General features: G+C 45.3%; 15 protein-coding genes. 9 read left to right on the top strand and 6 right to left on the bottom strand.

Annotation, left to right across the window (positions count from 1 at the left end; all coding sequences use genetic code 11):
* The first annotated feature begins 149 nt into the window (after nucleotides 1-149).
* The 3 genes from H3H32_RS27095 (at nucleotide 150) to H3H32_RS27085 (ending at nucleotide 7,220) form a co-directional block, all read left to right on the top strand.
* Nucleotides 150-1,394, top strand: coding sequence for an SGNH/GDSL hydrolase family protein (locus tag H3H32_RS27095; RefSeq protein ID WP_182458874.1), 1,245 nt, complete (start codon nucleotides 150-152; stop codon nucleotides 1,392-1,394).
* A 1-nt stretch (nucleotide 1,395) separates the two neighbouring features.
* Nucleotides 1,396-4,887, top strand: a complete 3,492-nt coding sequence (locus H3H32_RS27090) for a PVC-type heme-binding CxxCH protein (RefSeq protein WP_182458873.1) — start codon at nucleotides 1,396-1,398, stop codon at nucleotides 4,885-4,887.
* Nucleotides 4,888-5,213: 326 nt separating this feature from the next.
* A complete protein-coding gene (locus tag H3H32_RS27085) occupies nucleotides 5,214-7,220 on the top strand; it encodes a ligand-binding sensor domain-containing protein (RefSeq protein ID WP_182464491.1) in 2,007 nt (668 codons plus the stop codon).
* 366 nt (nucleotides 7,221-7,586) lie between these two features.
* Here the strand turns inward: H3H32_RS27085 and H3H32_RS27080 are convergent, their stop codons facing one another.
* Nucleotides 7,587-8,531: a hypothetical protein gene (locus H3H32_RS27080; RefSeq protein WP_182458872.1), complete on the bottom strand. Its 945-nt coding sequence runs from the start codon at nucleotides 8,529-8,531 to the stop codon at nucleotides 7,587-7,589.
* 371 nt (nucleotides 8,532-8,902) lie between these two features.
* On the opposite strand from H3H32_RS27080, the gene H3H32_RS27075 reads away from it, so the two are divergent.
* Nucleotides 8,903-10,156: a glycosyltransferase family 4 protein gene (locus H3H32_RS27075; protein ID WP_182458871.1), complete on the top strand. Its 1,254-nt coding sequence runs from the start codon at nucleotides 8,903-8,905 to the stop codon at nucleotides 10,154-10,156.
* Here H3H32_RS27075 and H3H32_RS27070 read toward each other — a convergent pair.
* Entirely contained in the window at nucleotides 10,145-11,983 is a 1,839-nt protein-coding gene (locus H3H32_RS27070) for an ABC transporter ATP-binding protein (protein ID WP_182458870.1), read from the bottom strand. The two genes, H3H32_RS27075 and H3H32_RS27070, sit on opposite strands and share 12 nt — an antisense overlap.
* 88 nt (nucleotides 11,984-12,071) lie before the next feature.
* Nucleotides 12,072-13,124, bottom strand: a complete 1,053-nt coding sequence (locus H3H32_RS27065; RefSeq protein ID WP_182458869.1) for a glycosyltransferase family 4 protein — start codon at nucleotides 13,122-13,124, stop codon at nucleotides 12,072-12,074.
* Nucleotides 13,125-13,384: 260 nt separating this feature from the next.
* Between H3H32_RS27065 and H3H32_RS27060 the strand changes: the two genes are divergently transcribed.
* Nucleotides 13,385-14,458 carry a glycosyltransferase family 4 protein gene (locus tag H3H32_RS27060; RefSeq protein ID WP_182458868.1) on the top strand — a complete coding sequence of 358 codons (1,074 nt, stop codon included), beginning with the start codon at nucleotides 13,385-13,387 and terminating at the stop codon, nucleotides 14,456-14,458.
* Nucleotides 14,459-14,671: 213 nt separating this feature from the next.
* On the opposite strand, the gene H3H32_RS27055 is transcribed toward H3H32_RS27060, so the two are convergent.
* Nucleotides 14,672-15,337 carry a porin family protein gene (locus H3H32_RS27055; RefSeq protein ID WP_182458867.1) on the bottom strand — a complete coding sequence of 222 codons (666 nt, stop codon included), beginning with the start codon at nucleotides 15,335-15,337 and terminating at the stop codon, nucleotides 14,672-14,674.
* A 394-nt stretch (nucleotides 15,338-15,731) separates the two neighbouring features.
* Nucleotides 15,732-16,559, bottom strand: a complete 828-nt coding sequence (locus H3H32_RS27050; RefSeq protein WP_182458866.1) for an alpha/beta fold hydrolase — start codon at nucleotides 16,557-16,559, stop codon at nucleotides 15,732-15,734.
* 200 nt (nucleotides 16,560-16,759) lie between these two features.
* On the opposite strand from H3H32_RS27050, the gene H3H32_RS27045 reads away from it, so the two are divergent.
* The 4 genes from H3H32_RS27045 (at nucleotide 16,760) to H3H32_RS27030 (ending at nucleotide 20,331) form a co-directional block, all read left to right on the top strand.
* Entirely contained in the window at nucleotides 16,760-17,362 is a 603-nt protein-coding gene (locus tag H3H32_RS27045) for a Crp/Fnr family transcriptional regulator (protein ID WP_182458865.1), read from the top strand.
* A gap of 142 nt (nucleotides 17,363-17,504) precedes the next feature.
* Nucleotides 17,505-18,299 (top strand): alpha/beta fold hydrolase, encoded by a 795-nt coding sequence (locus H3H32_RS27040; protein WP_182458864.1) that lies wholly within the window; start codon nucleotides 17,505-17,507, stop codon nucleotides 18,297-18,299.
* A gap of 85 nt (nucleotides 18,300-18,384) precedes the next feature.
* Nucleotides 18,385-19,224 carry an alpha/beta fold hydrolase gene (locus tag H3H32_RS27035; RefSeq protein WP_182458863.1) on the top strand — a complete coding sequence of 280 codons (840 nt, stop codon included), beginning with the start codon at nucleotides 18,385-18,387 and terminating at the stop codon, nucleotides 19,222-19,224.
* Between the two features lie 456 nt (nucleotides 19,225-19,680).
* Nucleotides 19,681-20,331, top strand: a complete 651-nt coding sequence (locus H3H32_RS27030; RefSeq protein WP_220472565.1) for a hypothetical protein — start codon at nucleotides 19,681-19,683, stop codon at nucleotides 20,329-20,331.
* A 348-nt stretch (nucleotides 20,332-20,679) separates the two neighbouring features.
* On the opposite strand, the gene H3H32_RS27025 is transcribed toward H3H32_RS27030, so the two are convergent.
* Nucleotides 20,680-22,194 (bottom strand): cellulose synthase family protein, encoded by a 1,515-nt coding sequence (locus H3H32_RS27025; RefSeq protein ID WP_182458861.1) that lies wholly within the window; start codon nucleotides 22,192-22,194, stop codon nucleotides 20,680-20,682.
* Between the last annotated feature and the right edge of the window lie 327 nt (nucleotides 22,195-22,521).

The raw sequence follows: 22,521 nt of genomic DNA, 5'->3' as shown, positions 1-22,521 counted from the left end.
AGTCGCTTAAAACAGCTATCAGGCATTCGTTGGCTGGGTAAATGCCTAAAAGGTTCAGGTAAAGAGTCGCGTTTTTTGCCTTTAGGCATCAGTGCCCTGCTGGTTGCAAGCTGCCAATTGAGTAAGAGGCCCTATTAAACGAAACCTGCATGAGAAAGATTAAGGTATCGGCCACGATCGGGTATATGGTACTGTTGTTAATGTACGTACCGACTGGGCTGGCCGTTGCTCAGAATAAACCGCAACCTGTTTCCGAATCTCCCACGGCTCCTTTCGAACTTAAAAACGGAGACCGGGTGGTTTTTCTGGGGAACTCCCTGTTTGAGAATGATTTTCAGTATGGTTATCTGGAGTTGGCACTGACAACCCGATGGCCCGATCGTGATGTTACCTATCGGAATCTGGGTTGGGCTGGGGATAATGTGTTTGGGGTAGCCCGAGGCACTATTACCAATCCGCCTACTGCCTATGAGTTGTTGATGGAGCATATTACCAAGGCGCAGCCAACCGTCGTGTTTCTGGCTTACGGAGGTATTGAAGCCCAGGATGGCGAAGCGGGTCTACCTGCTTTTAAGGAAGGTTTAACAAAGCTGCTTGACAAAATTGACGCACTTGGTGCCAGAGCGGTACTCGTATCGCCAATTCCAATCCTCACCGCTGACTCAACGGGTAGTCTTGCGCTACGTAACGCTATGCTCGAACTGTACTCGTCGGCAATCGCGAAGATGGCCGCAGATCGGGGCAAGCGGTTTGTCGACATTTTTAAACCGATTCAGGAGATCAAACAGAAGGCGGCCTTAACCGAAAACGGTATTCACCTGAATGCAATGGGCTATTATCAGCTGGCCACTATTCTGGAAAAAGGCCTGGGGCTTCCACCTAGATCGGAACCGATTTCGATAACGATTTCTAAAGCGGGTGCCGAAACAACAGCGCCTGTTAAAATTCTGAGTTCTGGTGCCGATCTGCAGTTTACGATTAATGAACGTTACCTGCCACTACCACTGCCGAAGGAAAACTCGAAGCCAACAGTGCCTGGGCAGATCATGAAGATTAGCGGTCTCAAAAAAGGATTTTATACACTCACTGCCGATAACGAGGAAGTGATAACGGCTTCGGCCAGCAAATGGGCAGAAGGGGTCGATATTAGTCAGGGGCCTTCTTTTGAGCAGGCACACGAACTGCAACAGATGATTCTGAAAAAGAATGACTTGTTTTTCTTTCAATATCGCCCACCGAACACAACTTACATTGTAGGTATGCGTGCGCATGAGCAAGGCCGGCATACGAAAGGGCTCGAAGACCAAAGTATTATCATTAAATGGCTGGAGGGGCAGATTGCCTTGATTCGTGCGCCCAAATCAAAAACCTATCAACTTACCCTTTTAAAGTAGCATGAACGTTCTAAAAATTAGCTGGCCGCTGAAATTCGTCCGTAGACTGATTATTATTCCAGCCGTGCTACTTATTACGTCTTCCGCCAATCAGGAAAGCGGTAAAGACAATCCTGATCCGGATGTGAAGCGGGAGCTTGAGTCATTTAAAGTGGCCGATGGGTTTGAGGTAACGTTGTTTGCCGCCGAGCCACTGGTTGCGAAGCCCATCCAGATGAACTGGGATGCCGATGGCCGATTATGGGTGGTGAGCAGTACCGCCTATCCACACCTGAAAACAGGCGAGCAGGCTAACGACAAGATTTTTGTACTGGAAGATACCGATGGCGATGGCAAAGCGGATAAGTCGACCATTTTTGCGGAGGGCCTGATAACCCCCACCGGAATTTTGCCGGGCGATGGAGGTGTATACGTAGCGAATTCAACCGAAATTCTGCATTTCGCGGATACCGATGGCGATGGTAAAGCGGATAAAAAGCGTCGGATTTTAAACGGATTTGGTACTGCCGATACCCACCATCTTATTCACACATTTCGGTGGGGACCCGAAGGCCTTCTTTATTTCAACCAGTCTATTTACATCTATAGCCATGTTGAAACGCCATCAGGTATCAAACGGCTGGAAGGCGGTGGTGTTTGGCAACTGAATCCCAAACACCTCGAACTGGACATTTATGCCAAAGGGCTGGTCAATCCGTGGGGCCTGCAATTTGATCGCTGGGGACAATCCTTCCTGACCGACGGAGCCGGTTTCGAAGGAATTAATTATGCGTTTCCAGGCGCTACTTTCCTGACCTCACCGGGTGCTGCCCGAATTCTGCGGGGACTGAATCCGGGTCAACCCAAACACAGCGGCCTGGATGTTATCTCGGGTCGGCACCTGCCCGAATCCTGGCAGGGGAGTGTCATCACCAATGATTTCCGTGCTAACCGGATCAATCGGTTTAAGCTCGAAGAGCAGGGGAGTGGGTATGCATCCAAGCAGGCTGAAGACTTGTTATGGACCGATCACGTTGCCTTTCGCCCTGTTGATATTAACGTCGGGCCAGATGGCGCTATTTACGTAGCCGATTGGTATAATCCCATCATTCAGCATGGTGAAGTGGATTTTCATGACCCGCGTCGGGATCATGAGCATGGCCGTATCTGGCGGATTGTGGCCAAAAATCGCCCACTGGTTAAAAAGCCACAGTTGACGAAAGCGAGTATCACTGAACTGCTCGATGCGCTGAAATTGCCGGAAGACTGGACCCGATTGCAGGCCAAACAGGTACTAAAGGCGCGTGGAGCCAAAGAGGTGATTCCAGCCCTGGAGAAGTGGGTTCAGAATCTGGATAAAAAGGATGCGTATTATGAACATAATTTGCTGGAAGCGCTTTGGCTGTATCAAACGCTTGAAGTCGTAAATGAGTCTCTTTTGCGGCAACTTTTAACTGCCGAAAACCACAAAGCCAGGGCAGCTGCCTTGCGTGCCCTTGAGTTATGGTACCCCAAGCTAAGCAATGTGCCGCCGTTGCTGACCAAAGCAGTAGCCGATAAACATCCGCAGGTGCGCCTTGAGGCCGTTATTGCACTTCGAAAAGTAAAAACGGCGGAGGCCGCCCGGACTGCTCTTACAGTTCTGGATAATCCGATGGATGAATTTCTGGATTTTGCCCTCTGGCAAACCGTTCGGGAGTTAGAACCGCAATGGATGGCTCGTTTAAAGACTGATCCTACTTTTTTAGGCAATACCAATAAAACCGTCTTTGCGCTAAAATCGGTAAATAATCCTACGGCGGTGGCGCAACTAGCGCAGCTTTATCAGAAAGATCAGGTTCCCGAAGAATACCAGAAAGATGTACTGAGTGCCATCGCTAAATTCGGCACTGCTGCCGATCTGACGATTATTTTTGACAAAGCGATTCAGGATAATTCCAGTCAGCCTAAACGCGTAGCGGCTCAATTGGGTGCGCTGGAAGATGCCGCCCGACGTAATGTGAAGCCAACCAGCAACCTGAATCAAATTGCCGGATTTGTTGACAATGAAGACGACGGCATTGCCACGAATGCGATTCGGCTGATTGGTTTGTGGAAATTGGATGAGCAGAACGGAACTCTGGTTAATCTGGCTCAGAAAGCAGATAAAAACAGGCGTAAAGTTGCCCTTGGCGCATTGGCCGCGCTCGATACCGACCAATCCCGCAAAGCGCTGATTGACATGACGGGCGCTAAAAATTCGCCAGATTTACGCTTGGCGGCAACGTCGCAATTTGTTTCAGTGAATACCACAGAGGCCGCCCGAATTGGGGGAGATCTTCTGCGGACATTACCTGCCCAACTGGATGTATCGGAACTCTTTCAGGCGTTTTTAACCAATAAGCAGGGCGCCAAAGCGCTTTCGGAAGAATTGTCGGCCCGAAAAATACCGGAAAATAGAGCCAAAGAAGGTCGGCAAATTATGCAGCGTCAGGTGCCGTATAACCGACGAAACGACGAAAGTGTAAAGTTGCTGGCGCAGGCACTGGAAGCGTCGGGTGGGGTGTTGCCGGTTGAGAAGATGCCTCAGGAGTTAACGAGTCAGGAAATCAGCAGCCTTGCCAAAACGGTAAAAGAAACCGCCGATCCGGTTAAGGGCGAATTGGTATTTCGGAAAAGCGCACTGGCCTGCCTGACCTGCCATGCCATTGGTGGAGCAGGTGGCCGTATTGGACCCGATTTGAGCAGCCTTGGCACAAGTTCTCCTGCCGAAACCATTATCCGCTCTATTCTGTACCCCAATCTATCCATTAAAGAAGGCTTCGAATTGCAGCGTGTTGTCAAAAAAGATGGCAGTGAATTAATGGGGTATTTAATTGGCAACGGAAACGCTGAGGTCGTCATCCGCGATGTTTCGGGGGGCGAGGTGGCCATTCCCAAAAGTCAGGTTGGTAGTATCGAGAAAGTGCCCGGCTCGTTGATGCCATCGGGCTTAACGGCTAGTTTAGATAAAGAGGAATTTGCCAATCTGGTTGGCTTCCTGTCTAAACTAGGTGAGTCAGGAAAGTTTCGCGTGCCAACAGCTCGGTTTGTACGTCGTTGGAACACGACATCGGGCAGCAAAGAATTGGCTCGAAAAATTGGATCAGATGGTCTGGGCTACTTGGTGAAGGATAACACAAAGATTACATGGCAGCCAGCCTATAGTAAAGTTTCCGGCGATCTGCCGCTGGATGAACTACCAATTCTTGACGCCAATGTAGGCAAACGGTATAGTTTCGTGCGGTTTGATATTGAAGTAGTTAGTAAAGGGAATGTGAACCTGGCTATGAATTCAACCGCTGGGGTAAGCGTTTGGGTAGGTCAAAAACCACTTAAACTAACCGACCGTGGCGTAGTGGCCGATTTCGCGCAGGGCATTCATGCGATTACGGTAGCTATTGACCGAACGGTGCAAAAAGAGGGTTCGCTCAACATTCAGCTGCTGGATGCCGAAACGTCACCGGCACAAACAAGACTCGTTATTGGCCGATAAATCAGGTAAACAGTGTTACCGATTTGCCCTTGCACTCTCGATCATCATGAGAGTGCAAGGGCAAATCGTTTTAGTACAAACCATTGACCGCTTACTTGAAAAAGCTTTGCCATTGTACTCACCGATAGTACATTTAATGGACAGAATCTCAGAAGGGCTGTACCGTCATTGGCGCAGAACACAATCGCACTAGTCGTTTAGCAACGAGCATGATACATAGGCACCCGCCTGGTAAACCAGTAAAAATAGCTTTTACAGTACTGCGCTTTATAGGACTGATTTATATCAGCTTAACCTCAATCGGACAGGTACATGCACAGCCATTTATGTGCCGACAGTTTTCTGCCAACGATGGTCTGCCCTCTTCCTATTGTTTTACCTCACTTCAGGACCATGAGGGCTACTTGTGGGTGGGTACCTATGGGGGCGTTGGGCGTTTCGACGGGGCAACGTTCAAAAATTTTACGGTTAACGATGGCCTGGTCAACAATCAGGCACTCACGTTTTTGCAGGATAGAACCCAGAATATCTGGATTGGTACATTCAACGGAATCAGTATCTGGAAAAACGGGCATTTTCAGAATATCACGAAAGTAGGTAACACGCCCATTGAACGCGTTTTTGGCCTGACCCAGACGCGCGACGGACGTATCTGGGCCACTTGCGAGAAAGGCCTACTGGTTTTCGATAATGCACAGGCAACCCCTACGCTTTTTCAACTCGATACAGAGAATAAACCCGTCACGCATCTGTGGGGTGTTTGCCAAACGCCTTCGGGACAGTTGCTGGTCAGTAATACGTACAAGCTCTTTCTATTTGATAAAAATCGATTTACCGAGATAAAATACCCGGATGGCAAATCGGTGGAAGCCCGTCGCCTGGTGCAATTAGGGAATCAATTGCTGATCGGTACCTATGAACAGGGAATACTTGAATACCAATCAGGAACGGTGAAGCCGCTCTATGCGGATATTCTGCCCAGCAAACTGCGCGTATTTGATATACTAACCGACAAGCAACAACGATTATGGCTGGCAACCAATCAGGGAGCGATCTGTATTGATAAGGGCAAGGCTACCATCTTAAACACCCAGAATTATTTGCCCAGCGATAAATGTCTGGGCATCAGTAAGGATACCGAGGGGAACATCTGGCTTACAACACCCGAAGGATTAATCCAGTGTAAAGCGCGATTTATTGATGTTTTTACCAAAGCCAACGGGCTGCTGAACGACGAAATCTATTCGCTGGGTAAAGACAAAAATGGGGTTATTTATTTTGGCGGTTGCAATGGGCCTTTTTCAGCTTATCGTCGTGGTACCCTTTTTCAACCTTTTCCGGCATTTACGGGAACAAAGTCGAGTGGGCTTCCCATCCATTTTACCAAATTTGATCGTAAAGGCAATCTCTGGATTTCGTGCGATGCCGAAGGAACTTATAAACTCGGTGCGGGCCGAATTGAGAAGATAACAGGCGCTGGCAAATTCTGCTCGACCTTTCTTGAAGATACGCTGCAGGATGCCATCTGGCTGGGCAATCGGGAAGCGCTGATTCGTTACCAGCATAATCAGTGGACAACCTTTACGCCGCCCCCATCTATGGCTGTCGATGATATTCTGGCTTTGTATCAGGATAAGCAGCAGCGACTATGGGTAGGCACCTACGGGTTGCGTCTGTTTGACGGTAAAACCTGGACAGACCTATCGAAGAAAACCAATACAGAACAGGTGTTTATTCAATCCATCAAAGCCGGTGTAGACGGCGCTATTTGGGTAGGTACGATTGGCAAAGGCATTCGGAAAATCCGCTTAGATAAACAGGGAGGGATTGAGTCGGTTGAGACGATCACGATGCGTCAGGGATTGCAGAACGATAGTGTACTCGATCTCGAATTTGATAACGAGGGGCAGTTGTGGGTGGGCTCTTTTGGGGGTATTATGCGGATTGACCTGAAACGCCCTAAAGAAAAAGGCCAATATGTGTCCCGAATTTTCAGCCGGAATAGCGGTATTCTCGATAACACCTGGCAAGTCGTTTCCTTTTTGAAAGACGATGCGGGTAATATGTGGGCAGGCACGTCGAAAGGCGCTATGCGATTTGATATATCGGCTATTCCAACTGCCTCAACTAGTCCACCTGTTCATATTGTCTCGGCGCAGCTTGTGCAAAATGCCCATGAACCGTCGGTCAATGGGCAACCCATAATTGCCAAACCGAGTCTTGCCAATCGACAGTTTTGTCAGGACAGTATCCTATCGTTAAAATCCTTAATCAACGCATCGAATGCCACCGAGTTGGTTATACCACGTATCGTTATATCACCTTCTACGTAAACCTATTATTACTTATAATACGTATAGACGGTAGTATTTGGATTTTATTTCAAGAGAATAAGTAAACAAACTTGTATGAATTTATCAGTAATAGTCAGATCTTAAAGCCAATTGATTGCCTTTTGGTCGGAAATAGCATTCTAATCCAGCCAAAAACAGATATCAAAAAAACTAGAGCTATCTAATTGAGACAGCTAAAGGCTTCCGTTTGCTCATGTAAAAATCCGTTGCTCGATGCATCTCAGAATGTTCTTTGTAGGCAAACCAGTATAATTCAGATGAGCTGAGTTAATGCATACCCGAGTGAGTGGAAAACTAGCCCTATTTGTCTAATTTCGGCTAACGGCATACACTAAAAACTCCTTCTTACAGATATTCTTCGCCATTCGTTCTGGTGTTAATAACAGGGAGTCCTTCAAGCAGAGCACGGCGCTCTACGCCATCCAGAAAGGACATTTGACCATCCTGGTTTCGGCTTTCCCGAAAACGAGAATATACATATCCCTCCTCAACGGATATAATGGGTAACCCATTTAATTTGTCCTGCTTGACAAAGTATGCATTGTTGCCCGCCTGATTACAACCCACAAATGCATACCCCTTTTCAGTCGCCAGGTCACACAAAGCAGGGAGCGAAGCGCCGAAATACAAATAGGAGTAATGAGTTTGCTCGCGCACAAAATCAGGGTTGTACGGTATACTAATCGATCGCTCGGAGCCGAACAGACTATTATATTCAATAACCACAATATCGGCTTCAACTGCAGTGATGGCTTTCCACACCCAATAATCATTGCCATCGATATCAATACTGAGTAATCCGATCTGAGCAGTAATTCCACTACTGATTAACAGTTGGTTGATGTTTTCTGCGGTAATAAAACTCGCTACGGCTTTTAAGCTATAACGCCAGTAAAACGAACGGGTCTTTATGTAATCAATAAAGCTTGACGAACCATCTATTACCAAACCCTTCCAATTATTATTCATCAATAAGAAGCGGGTATTTGCTTCTTCATAATTTTCAACGCCAAATTCGACAAACGTATCCACATGGGGGTTGACGTGACTAATTAAGTACTGGATAATTCCATCGTCTCCAAACTGGGAAAATAGTTTAAATTCAGCATCCTTCATGGAAGTAGCCTGCTTAGCTAGTTTAGCCAGCGCTGCCCCCATCACCAGTTTAGTAGCCGCATTATCTTCTTTAGCTTGTCTAAGTTGGTCTTGCGTATCCCGAAGCTGGTCCTGCACTTCCCGCAGTTGTGTTTGTATCGGTTCGATGAAAAATCGCCTTAATTTTCTCCTCATACGGCATGAATATTAGGTTTGTATGCTTCTCTAGATATAGGATAGTAAACATACTACTCACTTTCTATCAAAATAGCTTAGCCTTTGTGGTTAAACAGTTTATTGGCCTAACTGATCAATATAAGCTTTTAAACGGTATTCTGCGGGGTATTAAGATGGGATTGATCGGCTAGTATCGGGTAGTAATTTGCCAGGGGCTGAGTAACCCGTTTAATGAACAGCAAATTTACCAGAATGTCTCTGGTGCTAAACACGAATCTATAAATGCAGGTTAATAGCATTGTAATAAAGCCTGTGAGGCTCAAAATGCCTGATTCCGGTGATAATACTGTTATCAGCCAGCAAGGCCTCAAAAAATCAATACTCTTTACATGAGAAAAATAGCCTTTGTTGTCCAACGGTATGGCGTCGAAGTCAATGGTGGGGCAGAATACTATTGCCGCGTTCTTGCCGAACGACTAACCAGTACGTATGAAGTAGATGTACTAACGAGTTGTGCACTGGAATATGTTACCTGGGCTAACTGGTATCCGGCAGCCACCACCCAGATAAATGGAGTAAACGTGCATCGATTCCCAACGCATTACGAACGGCAAGCGAAGGACCACTTGATGTATGAGACTGAACGTAAAATCAAAAAATGGTCGCGGCCAGAGGAATGGCATGGAATGGGTTGGCTTCGCATGTGGGGGCGTGCGCTGGTCGGCAAAACTGTCAGGCGCTACATGATGCGATGGGCGCAATATCAAGGGCCTTATACACCTGATCTGATCACGTTTTTAAAGCGTAACCATCAGCAATACGATGCACTTATCTTCATCACCTACCTTTATTACCCCACCATTGCCGGGATGAGCATAGCTCCCCAAAAGTCGATTTTCATTCCAACAGCGCACGACGAAATCCCCATTTATTTGCCTGGTTTCCGGACTTTGTTCCATAAGCCACGAGCCATTTTGTTTCTCACGTCAGCCGAGAAACGGTTTGTGAACCAATTATTTAAGAACGAAGCCATTTACAACGATGTCATTGGGGTTGGGATTGAAAAAATCGACGTAAACCCTACCAATTTACCAACTACAGCATTAACAGTAGAAGCGCCTTACCTGATTTACATTGGCCGAATCGATAAAGCCAAAGGCTGTGCGGAGTTGTTCGATTATTTTATCCAATATAAAGAAAACCACCCTTCCGATTTAAAACTGGTGCTGGTTGGCCAGGCGTTCATGCCCATTCCTGATCACCCCGATTTGCTACTGGCCGGATTTGTGGACGAAGAGGTAAAAATAGATTTATTGAAAAAGGCTAAAGCCTTGGTTATCCCTTCGCAGCACGAGAGTTTATCGATGGTTACGCTGGAAAGTTTCGCGTATGGTATTCCTGTACTTGCCAATAAAAAATGTGAAGTTCTTGAAGATCACATTAACCTTAGTCGGGCAGGCCTGTTGTTTTCGGATTATACCAGCTTTGCGGATGCCGTTCAGCAGCTTCTGGCTCAGGATTCCAGTGAAATGTCAGAAAAAGGACAAGCCTATATCGAACAAAATTACACCTGGGATAAGGTGCTGGCAAAATTCACCAAAGCGGTTGATTATGTGGCTGGTAACGGACGCTTATTGCACTAACTCCTGCATCATGTTCAGGCGTTTATACACGCTGTCTTCGCTATTGATCAGCTCATAGTGATTGCCCCGTTCTACGATCTTTCCGCCCTCCATAATCAGGATTTCATCGGCTTCTTTTATGGTGCTCAGGCGGTGCGCAATGACCAGCGTTGTACGACCTTCCATCAGGTTGTTCAACGCTTCCTGCACTGATTTTTCGGATTCGATATCCAATGCAGACGTGGCTTCATCCAGAATTAGAATAGAAGGTTTTTTAAATACAGCTCTGGCAATACTCAGGCGCTGGCGCTGGCCACCACTCAGGCGGATACCTCTGTCGCCGATGACCGTATTATAGCCATCTTCGGTTTCCATGATAAAGTTGTGCGCATTGGCCACTTTAGCCGCTTCGATCACTTCGTCCATACTGGCATCCGGCTTTCCGAGGGCTATATTATTGAAGATCGTATCGTGAAACAAGATAATCTCCTGGGTTACAAAACTCATCTGTCTCCGCAGCGATTCCATCGAATAATCTTTGACGTCGATACCGTCTATTTGAACACTTCCCTGGGTAGCTTCATAAAAGCGGGGAATCAAATCTGCAATGGTCGACTTCCCAACCCCCGAAGGGCCCACAAGCGCGATTTTCTTTCCTTTGGCAATCCGGAAATTAATGTTCTTCAGAACGGGTTTGTCGCCATACTGGAAGCTAACATTGTCAAAAACAATGTCCCGCCGGAACCTTTCCAGCACGCAGGCATCTGGCTTATCTTCTATTTCTATGGGCTTATCCAGTAGCTCCAGAATACGCTCACCCGCAGCCTGCCCCTGCTGAATATTGGTAAGGGCCACTACAATTGCTTTTGCAGGTCGAATCACCTGTGAGAAAATAGCAATGAACGCAATGAATGAACCGGCCTGTAAATTATTCTCATTGTTTAACACTAAACTACCGCCATATACCAGAATACAAGCCACGATAAACACGCCTGATGCTTCTGAAAAAGCCGGAGCCAGTTCGCGCCGTTTGAAACTCTCCAGACTTGCCTGTCGGTAAAAATCATTTTCCCGGCTAAATCGCTTAAGTACAAAATCCGTGGCGTTGAACGACCGAAGAATGCGCATACCAAGTAAGGTTTCGTCCATAATGGTCAGCATGCGTCCCATGGAAGACTGCACATCCTGCGCTTCTTTTTTGAGCTTCTTGGTCACAGCAGCAATGCCGATTGCCGAGATTGGGATGATGACTAGTGTAAAGAGTGTTAGCTTAACAGATATAGCAAACAGCGCAATGAAGTAACCAATAAATACATAAGGTTCTTTAAAGACAACTTCGATTGAACTACCCGCTACGCTTTCAATAGCATAGACATCCCCATTGAGTCGGGAAAGCAAATCGCCTTTGTGCTCTTTGGTAAAATAACCTAAATGCAGGTGATTAATTTTAGAGAACAGGGCCTCCCGAAGTCGTTTTACCAGCAGAGTTCTGGCGTTGAGCAGGCATTGCTGAGCCAGAAACCGGAACAGATTGGTCAATATAACCGACACTACAATCGTACCCGCTAGAAAATAAAGCGCATAGATCGGTTTGGTAGTTTTAAAATGATAAATCTGATGATAAAATACGTCCTTAAAATACGCTGGTGTCAGTTGGAAATCCGGCACCGATGCATACTTGGCGGCATCAGCTGTATTGATTGGATCAAACAAAAAATTAAGCAGAGGAATGATCAACGCAAACTGAAATACGTTGAAGAAAACGCCGATGAGCGTGAATATAAAAAAAGGAACAATAAACTTTCCGTAAGGCTTGGCATAAGCCATTAGCCGTCTATAAATCTTCATTCGTTATTAATACCAGATACGGATAACTATACGATAGCAGCTCTTGTTTCCTTTGACAGGTTGTCAAAGGAAACAAGAGTAACTCAGATCAGGCCATTGACCGATAGACGTCAATGTATTTTCTGGCCGAATCTTCCCAATTGAATGTAGCACTATACGCTTTCAGAGCTGCCTTCATCTGGCTACCGGCTCGTTGATATCGCTGCATTCCATCGGCGAAATCATCATGTATATTATCAAAATCGTGGAGGTAAAATGCAAAATCTTTCCCTATTTCGGGCAGGGCTGTATGCCTCGATAGAAACACAGGTTTTCCAACAGACATAGCTTCAGTAACAGGGAGGCCAAACCCTTCGGCCAGAGACGGCATGACAACGGCCTGACAATTATGGTAGTACCAGGATTTCTCTTCTTCTGAAATTTCATTGACCAAATGCATCCGGTCTTCCACGTTCAATTCAGAGGCTTGCTGATGTAGAAAATGAGCATACTCTTTATCTTCGTGGCGACCTGCCAGAATCAACTCCAATGCCGGATTTCGTTGTAATAAAGGCAGAATTCGGTGCTGATTTTTTTTGCGGGCAATCACGCCCACGTTAAACAAAAAGGGAATTCTTGGGCGGTATGATTTCGCCTTCAGCACTGGTTGATGCAATTGATTTGTACCATTATAAATAACATGGATAGGTTTCCCGGCCGTATTACAATGCGTCAGGACATCGTTCTTGGTAAATTCAGAAATACATACGATGGCATCACTACGGTCTATATTCTGCTGCACATGCTTCAAACAACTCTCTTTCTTGTGCTCAGCTTTGTCTTCATGCAAAAAATTAAGGTCGTGAATTGTTAGTAATACCTTAATTTTCTTGTTTCTGCGGGGTAGGTATTGAGAACTTTGATAGGTGCTATGCCAGATATGGTATTGACCAACGGATGGCATCAGGAATTTCTGAAGTGAATGCTGCTTGATGCAGGTTGTCGAAGAATCGAAGGCCTCCCGAACATGGTTTGGGATAAATACGGACAATTGTTCTGGGCAGGTATGCTGCTGAATAGTTCGTCCGAGATTGAGACAATAATAGTACAGTCCTGTGTTGACATACTTCATTCTCTCGCAATCAAAAATGATACGCATCATACTAAAGTTCTCCTAACGTTGTTTAAGTAATTGAAAAAATCAAAAACTGCACCTCTATGAAAGCAGTTACTATTCATTACTAAGAGGACCCACAAACGATAAGCTTCGTTTAAAGTCCATCTATAATAAAAAACTGCTCCACGTGTAGTAGGTCGTGCAACGAAGGGTTTAGTATGAACAATACGGACTGATATGCCTTAATGTTGCAGAAAACCCCAAAAAACGAGCATCCGGCCCATTTACCAATCTCTTTGAGGCTTATGTCCCGAATTATTCTTGATTGCGACTTAATGAAGTTTCCTCATTCTGGCCTATACCAGTATTGCCAGAATCTTGGCGAGCATATCAACCAACTATTGGTTGAAACCAATCAGCCTTTCATGAAGATGTATCTTCCCCGTCGAAAAAAACTGGTTCTTCCCCACAAACCATATCATTTGATCGAGCATAAATGGCATAAACTCATCCAGCCCTTTCTGTTCGATTGCCGGGTGTGGCATGCTCCGTTTCAATCAGGAAGGATTTTGCCAAATAAAAAGAGATTTCCTCATCTCAATGTAGTACTGACCATTCACGACTTAAACGTACTTCACGAAGGAAAGCCCGACTACATTCAGCAGAAGAGTCTGGCGCATACACAGGCCTTGATTGATCAGAGTGATGCCATTGTATGCATTTCTGAATTTACAAAGAATGACGTCCTTACCCATTGCTCCACGGGCGAAAAGCCTATCTACGTTATTCATAATGGCGTCAGCAAACTATCGGAGACGGTAGGAGACGTAGTTGCTTATAAACCAACCCGCGAGTTTCTGCTGGGAATTGGCTATGTAAATCAAAAGAAGAATTTCCATGTTCTGCTGCCCTTATTGCAATCGAATCCTGATTTAGAACTGATTGTTATTGGTCACCATGATAGTCCAGACTATGTAACTCAAATGCGAAGCCAGGCGCAGCAGTTAGGGGTGGAGAAGCGACTGCACTTGCCAGGTACGGTTTCGGAGGAAGACAAAATCTGGTATTTGCGTAATTGTAAAGCTCTTCTTCACCCTTCTCTTGCTGAAGGTTTTGGCTTACCCGTTATCGAAGCTATGCAATTTGGCAAACCAGTTTTCCTGTCTACGCTTACCTCGCTACCAGAAATAGGCGGTGATGCTGCTTTTTACTTTTCTACTTTCGAAGCCAGCCTTATTCAGGAAGTGTACTGGGAAGGCATGAAAGCCTTCGAGTCGTTGGCGCGTAAAGAAGCTATTTTGAAAAATGCAGCCCGTTTTAATTGGGAAAGCAGCGCCAAGCAATACGTAGCAGTGTATGAGAGCACCTCATGTAGCTGATTGTACTAAATAGAGATTAAAAGAGTAAACTGCCCTTCTGGGAAATTCTCCGAAAAGGCTGGTTTTAATATCTGCCCAGTGGTACGCCTATTGGGCTCAAACCGTAGATTTCTAGGTATAGTAAATCGGTAGCCTATAGTCCATTTTATAAGTGAGGACCTATAAAACCATCTTAAACTCAGCAGACAGGGACTGTCAATAAACGTTCTGCTCCTAGGAAGATCTTCGACTCAACCAAAAACCCACACTTACTCCTATCGGACGATGATACGATTTGGCCAGGGCGCTGCCCAAATCCGCTAGCCCATAGCCATAGGTAACCCCCACCATCAACCGATGCCATTCTAGACCCGCTGCTCCACTTATTCCATAATCAAATCGCCTAAAGCTATTACTGCCCACACTCCCCGATCCGAATACGACTTCCCGATCGCCTACTGGTACAAATGTGGAGCTAATGCGGCCACCTAAACCCACACCTAGGTAGGGCCCTAACCCCCCATAAAGGCGTAAGGATGAACTGACTTCAAAGCGAAACAGGGCGAGTAGAGGTAATTCGACATAGAGCAGTTTAATCGAGTTGGTAATGGGTGTAGCAATGGGGGTTCGGCTGCTATCGATAGCGAACGTATTGATCTGGGTTCCTTTGGTACTAATTAGTAAGGCTGGCTGAAGGGAGAAACTAGGCGTTATGGGCACATCTATTAAAAAACCACCCTGAAAATCGGATCTCGCCTGCTGAGTCGCGTTTAAGGTGGGGTTATCAAACTTAAGGGTGGCAAAGTTGACTCCCGCTTTGACCCCCAGCTGGACTTGAGCGAGCAGGGCTTGAGAACTCAATAAGCCACTAATAGCAAGCAGGCAGAGTTTTAGTTTCATCCAGAATTGAAATTTTTATAAGTGTATCAGTAAACGTGAGGCCCCTGACTTTTGCAACAGCCCCTTTATGTTTAGTCAAAGCACGCTATCTTCACAATATATCTGTATCATGTATTTCTCTTTCTTGAGAGGAAGGCGCTTTCATGTATTTGCTTCGAAAAAAGGGTATTAAATTGAACGGCCTGTTTTAATACCTGCCAACGACTAGCCCTAGCATCCGGACCCAGGAATTCTACCTGAGCTGACTCTTTAGGCTACCTGTCAATAAATGACTAATTTCGGTAGAACCACTATTTCAGAGGGATACATCCTAACTACCCAACAAAAAGGCCTTCTCATAACTGACTTATGAGAAGGCCTTTTTGATTATTATATCGAATTCTTTCCGGCTAAGTTATTGTCCTGTTCTAGTTAACAATAGGGCTACCGAATCTGGTTTTGCTAAGAATGCCGAGTGGCTGGTGTTTAATTGATAGACTGTTTTTACGTTTCCAGATGCGATCATTCTGTCTTGCAGACCCGGAGAAACCACACGATCCTGTAAGGTTTTAATATAAACCTTCTCAACAGAGCCGAAATTAGCCGCAGTTAATGTCACCGGATTGGTAAATGGAATGGCTGGTTCAGGGCGATAATTTTGTAGAACAAGAGTTTGTACCTGAGCAGAACCATCCTGGATAAAGACGTTCGTAATCTGGTCATGTAACACATCAAGGGTTCCGTTCGCATTTTGGCTAAGTATAGCAACATGATTAACGGAGTCACCCAGTGCTGAGCCGGCGTCGGTACCCGCAAGAGACAGTAAGGATTGCCCGGACGATGGAAGATAGGCTGCTAGATAGACAAGTTTTTCAATTTTTGACGGATTCTGCTCGGCAACGGCAGAAATGATCATACCGCCTAAGCTATGACCTACCAGGATAACTTTGCCGTTTATTCCTGACATGGCATTAATAACTTTGTCTCTGTAACTGGTCAATGTTAAGGTTGAGGGAACGGTTTGATCGCTGCCGTGGCCAGGCAGTTCCACAACGGTTACATTGTTGCCTTCATTAATCAGGCTGACTTTTACGGCATCCCATACATAAGGAGCCTGCCATGCGCCGTGTACCAACACATAATTTTTAGCAACGGGTTTCACGTCATCATTCTTTTTTGAACAGGATGTGAACATAAGAGTAGCAGTAGCTACAGAAAGTAAGAGTAAGATAAGTTTGTGCATGATTTGTGGTGCCTAATTGTTTAGGACACCACAAACCTCGGGCTAAGCTGCGGCAATAAGTTTAACCCAGGTTAAAATCGAAAATAAGGCAAAGTAGACCTTATAAAGCAACCCATACGGTGATTTATCAGTAATGACGATGCACGATGGTATCGGCTTGTGCCGATAGTCGATATGAGAAAAATTTATATTTTTATAGCATGTTAGAGAACCAAACAGAAACAGAGATCGATTTATTACGAACGGTTTTAGGCTCTGCCGGTATGAAACCGGACGTATTTGACCTGTCATTACCGTACTGGCAATCAAAGCAGTATAAAAAAGGTGAGTTTTATAATGAATATAGAAATGTTTGTAAGCACCTTGGATTTGTGATAAACGGGGTATTTAGGATATATCGGGTAAATAATGACACGGGTGAAGAAAAGAACATGCTATTCTTTACTAATCACCAGTTTGTAGCCTCCTATAAAAGTTTTTTAGCCCAAACCGCCTGCGACTATTATACGGAGGCTATGGTTGATTCGCATATATTATATATACATATTGATCATCTGAATGAACTGTATGGACAATCGCACCAGTGGGAACGGTTTGGAAGGATTGTTGCCGAAACTGCTTTTCATGAAGTAATGACTAATACCGAAGGTTTTTTATTTAAAACCCCGGAAGACCGTTACCGGGAAATGATGGCGAAACATCCAACTATTCTGGATTCGGTACCTCTGTATCATATTGCCTCTTACCTGGGTATCCAGGGGCCATCCTTGAGCCGGATTCGTAAACGAATGGTGGGAAAGTAAAACTCAGCACCTGCTGGCTATGCCTACTGAAACCCGCTAAACAAGTTTTTTAGCGGGTTTTTTGATTTTAACCTGGGTTAAACTTATTGCCGCAGCAGAGCCCGAGGTTTGTGGTGTCCTAAACAATTAGGCACCACAAATCATGAAAACAGCAATAATAGCAATGGCAATGAGTGTACTAGGGTTTTCGGCTCAGGCCCAACAAACAACCCGTAAAAATGCTAAAACGGTCGTACTGGTTCACGGCGCCTGGTCAGATGCCTCGGCGTGGGATGCAGTAGCCCCTTTGTTAAAGGCCCAGGGCGACGAGGTGATCACGGTTAACCTGGCAGGCCACGGAAAAGATACCACTTCATTTGCTGGTATCACCCTGCAAACGTATGTTGACCAGGTAAAAGCAGCTATCGGCACCCGCACCAATGTAGTTTTGGTAGGCCATAGTTTTGCTGGACTGGTCATCAGCCAGGTGGCCGAAGAAATCCCTTCACAAATCAAAAAACTGATCTATCTGGCAGCAGCCCTTCCGCATGACGGCGACAGCCTTTTAGGCCTTGCAAAAGGGGATCCGGCATCGCATATAGGCAAGTTTCTGACCGTCGATAAGGAGCATGGTGCGGCAATCATTGCGAAAGAAGGGGTAGCGGATATTTTCGCGGCCGATGCCCCTCAGCAGGTTCAGGAATATATTGCCGCTACTATTAAAGCCGAACCCCTGGTACCTCTCGCTACCCCGGTACAGCTGACTGACAAGAATTTTGGCAGCATCAGGAAGGTGTATATCCACACTGAGAATGACCATGCGATCAGTTATCCTGCCCAACAATACATGGTGAAAAACAGCAAAGTTGATAACGTGTATACGCTGCAAAGCAGCCATACACCATTCATTTCTATGCCGGATAAACTGGCCGCCATACTGATTGCCGAAAGCAAGTAGTAACCTGATTAACAGCAAAAAATAAATTCTTCATCTCGGGCTTCTTCTTTCCGTTGGAAGAAGCCCGATCATAAAACACAACAAAATGTCACTTACTCACGAAACAGCTCCAACTACCTTTATCGACGTAAAAGGTGCAAAATTCGCTTATCGTTCATTTGGACAGCAAGCAGGCATACCCATTGTCTTCCTGCAACACTTTACTGGTACGTTAGATAATTGGGATCCGGCCCTAACCAATGAATTGGCCAAAACACACCCGATCATCTTATTTGATAACAAGGGGGTCGGTAGCAGCGAAGGCGAAACGCCCACTACAGTAAGCGAAATGGCCGATGATGCTTATGCGTTCATTAAGGCATTAGGTCTGGAAAAAGTATATCTACTTGGCTTTTCACTAGGCGGCTTTATTGCACAAAACCTGGCCGAAGGCTATCCTGACTTGGTAAGCAAAGTAATTCTGGCAGGTACCGGCCCAAAAGGCAGTGAAGGGATAACCGACATTGTGAACGTAGTAACCGCCGGTATGTCGGATGGTCCTGCCAAAGTGCTGCGAAATATATTTTTCACAAAAACAGCGAACGGCGTAGAAGCGGGCGAACAATTCTTGGAACGTCTGCAAGTAAGAAAAGAGAACCGCGATACGCCTACGACCGGAGCAACGGTAAATGCACAGGCAACAGCCATCATTACCTACGGGTATGAAAAAGATCCGGAATACCAGCAGCTGCGCCATATTAAACAGCCTGTTTTGATTGTAAACGGCACCAATGATTTGATTGTGCCTTCTATCAATTCATTCACGCTCTCCCAGTACCTGATCAACTCAAAACTCATTCTATGGAGTGATTCAGGTCATGGTGCACTTTTCCAATATAGCCAGGACTTGGCTAAAGAAGTTAATTCTTTTTTAGCCCTAGCCTAAAGCATGCATTAAATCGACATCAGGCATATGCCTACCAACTAGGCTTGTGCCTGATGTGTTTCTAATTGACAGTGTTCAAGTAGTTCTGATAATCAGTTATGTAAAATTAAAAATACGCACTAAAGATACGGTTGGTAACCACCCGACAAGCACATGGAAAAGACACTTTTACTTTTTTTGTTAAGCATCACTAGTCTACGGGCTGTAGCGCAACGCCCTTCAGAACAGGTATTCCAACATGGACCCGAACTCCAGGGGGATAGTATTATATTCCCATTGACACTTGTTGACGCTTTTCCGTTTGTATCGGTAGCGGTAAATGGCGTTAAGGGAAAATTTATGTTCGATACCGGCAATAAGTGCTACATTGAAATTAACGACAACGCAGTAAACTTACCGCGTAAACGAGCAGTAAGTAAGGGACAGGTTGGAAGCGGCCAATCATTTATATCAAACATGAACGACACCATTGCCGAAGTTAAGTTTAAGAACGGCCTTACTTACCGTAACCTGTTGAATATTACCAGTGCTAATCTTGATTTCCTTCAGGATCACATCACCCCTGATTGCCTTGGGTATATAGGACATGATTTTTTCAAAGGGTATCTTTTTAAACTCGATTATGTAAAAAGAAAGCTCACTTTTTATAAAGTCACTGAGGCTAGAAAACGGTCGAAGGACTTCTTGAACGGTGAAAAAGTAGTGGCTGTTCTCGACTTTGACACCAGACGGCTTCCCAATCACCCGATGGTTCGCGTAAAGGTCGGTGGTGTTGACCTGCTTGGCTCATTTGATACGGGGCAATATGGTTTGATCCAATTGGAGGATCAGGCAGCGAACGTTTTGAAAAAGAAGAAGCTGCTGGTTGACGCCGGGAAAAATGGCTACGATGATTCGACGGTTAATGTTACTAACCTAGTTATAAACGGAAGCCTTAAAGTAAGTGTAAAAGGTATTGCGCCCTACAGCCTTGAGCAAACAGCTCCATTTAGAAAGGGAATGCAAATCACCGAGGCCAACTATATCTGCTTTGGCTACCGCTTTTTTGAGCAGTACAAAACGGTTTGGGATTATGATGAAAAGAAAATGTATGTACTTGAAAAATAAAACCCGTTAACCATCCATCCGGTTTACTAATCATGCTGCGCTCTACAAAAAGAATCAGGCTAAGCAACCATCACTTTGAACCTGTGGCAGCGAAATTTCCAACGCTTACTATAGTTGTAAACGCTTACTATAGTTGTAATTGGTATTGTATAATCAAACGTTATAGTAGCTGCACAATTCACGCATAGTTAAGATTATAGCTGGCAAAGCAGCTGGCGGATCAAAATCTGATGTTTATAGCAGGCTGAAACGGCTCTACAGGACATCAGAAACGCCGGACTGCCCTACGTTTCGAGTTGTACAATACTCTATTGGACATAAAGTTGCTTAGCTTACAACGTTTTAGTTTTATCCCGCCACCTTAACAACATTGACTCGTTGTTGTACTGTAAGCCTATAATTGGCCTGGTACAGTGAGTACATAGAAACCATCCCAAAGCCAACCATAAACATGAGGTGGAGAAAAAACAGGCGATAATCCTGCAGATAGATGGCCAGCACGAGCCCACCTAAGAAATAGGCTGCGAAAAGTCCTTCAATCATCGTCATCCAGTTGAGCTGATGACTTACGTATTTATTCGCACTCCACTGATCCGAACCCGTTTTAACATTGAACTTCGGCGTACGTATAAATGGCGTCCTTCGGCCTAAGTACCCCTCGATTACGGCAATTGTGTTATGTAAGGATAATCCCATCATCAGGGAAGAATACATCGGAAAATACCAAAGTAGTTTCGCCTTAGAATTTGACTTTAAAAACCACAACGGGATGCCATAGAACGCAATGAGAATGAATAAATTGGCTTGAAATAGATTTATGACCCGAAAAGCCCACTCCCATTCCGGATGCTGGCTACGGATATAAAGTAGCGGTACACTCATCACACCCAGAATTAACACTAAAATGAACGAAGCACTACTGAAGAGGTGAAACAGCGCATGAAGCTTTATCGTCAATGATAGGTTAGGTGTTCGAAGTACCCGACCAATTAGTTTTCTGGCGCATTCAGCGGCACCTTTCATCCAGCGATATTGCTGCGATTTTAAGGCATTCATCGCGACCGGTAATTCGGCGGGGGAATTAATATCTTCCCGATACACAAATTTCCAGCCCTTCAGTTGAGCCCGGTAACTCAAGTCTAAATCCTCTGTTAACGTATCACTTTGCCAACCGCCAGCATCGGTGATGGCTTCTTTACGCCAAATACCACCTGTGCCATTAAAATTAGCCAATAAGCCAGCCGTATGACGACCACTCTGTTCAATAGTAAAGTGGGCATTGAGGCCAAATGCCTGTAATTGAGTCAATAAGGAAAACTCTTCGTTAAGATGTCCCCATCGGGTTTGGACAATAGCCACCTGTGGATCAGTAAAGTGCGGAATGGCCTTGATCAGAAACTCCGGGTCTGGGACAAAATCAGCGTCGAAAATGGCGATAAACTCTCCTTTGGCCACATTCAACCCGTATGCCAATGCGCCCGCCTTGAAGCCGGTTCGATCGGGCCGTTGAATGTGTTGAATATCGAAGCCCAGTTGTTGATAGGTGGCAACCTTACGGGCAATTAGCCACACGGTTTCATCCGTAGAATCATCCAGGATCTGAATGTCAAGTTTGTCTTTAGGATAGTTGAGTTGCACCACCGCGTCGATGAGCCGATCGACTACGTAAAGCTCGTTGTAAACAGGCAATTGAACGGTTACACGGGGTAAGTCAACGGGCAAAATGACGGAGGCAGGTTTAGCCGTCAGCAGACGCTTTCGCTTTGATCGCAGGTAAATGAGAATAAGGCTTAACTGACCACAGTTATAAAAAAATAGCAGCATCAGGGCCAGTCCATATAAAAGTAGGACTAGGATTTCCATAGAGAATTAATCTTTCTAACGTTGAATGAGAGCCTCATTGGCCGAACAAGAGATGAAACGGATTGAGTAAGCAAAGAGTTACTAAAAACTTAGTAAATAGACCTGCGAAAAGGGACATCCCATAGTCATTCTGCCTTGAAACGAGTAGGCCAATATTGATTCGATTTTCTTCGTATTAGTTAACCGTGGCAAGAACGTAGGCATACCGATTGAGAATAGGGATTATAAATCTTGTCTTTTAGCGAGATCTGAACCCAACAACACGCCAATAGATGTGCTCAGGATTTTTTTAAGGGAAAGCCGCTCCCTCACTGGAAGAAGGTTATT

It is taken from the genome of Spirosoma foliorum (assembly GCF_014117325.1).
In the GTDB taxonomy this organism is placed as follows: Bacteria; Bacteroidota; Bacteroidia; order Cytophagales; family Spirosomataceae; genus Spirosoma; species Spirosoma foliorum.
Note: the sequence above shows the minus strand (reverse complement) of the source record. Positions and strands in the feature narration are given on the sequence as shown.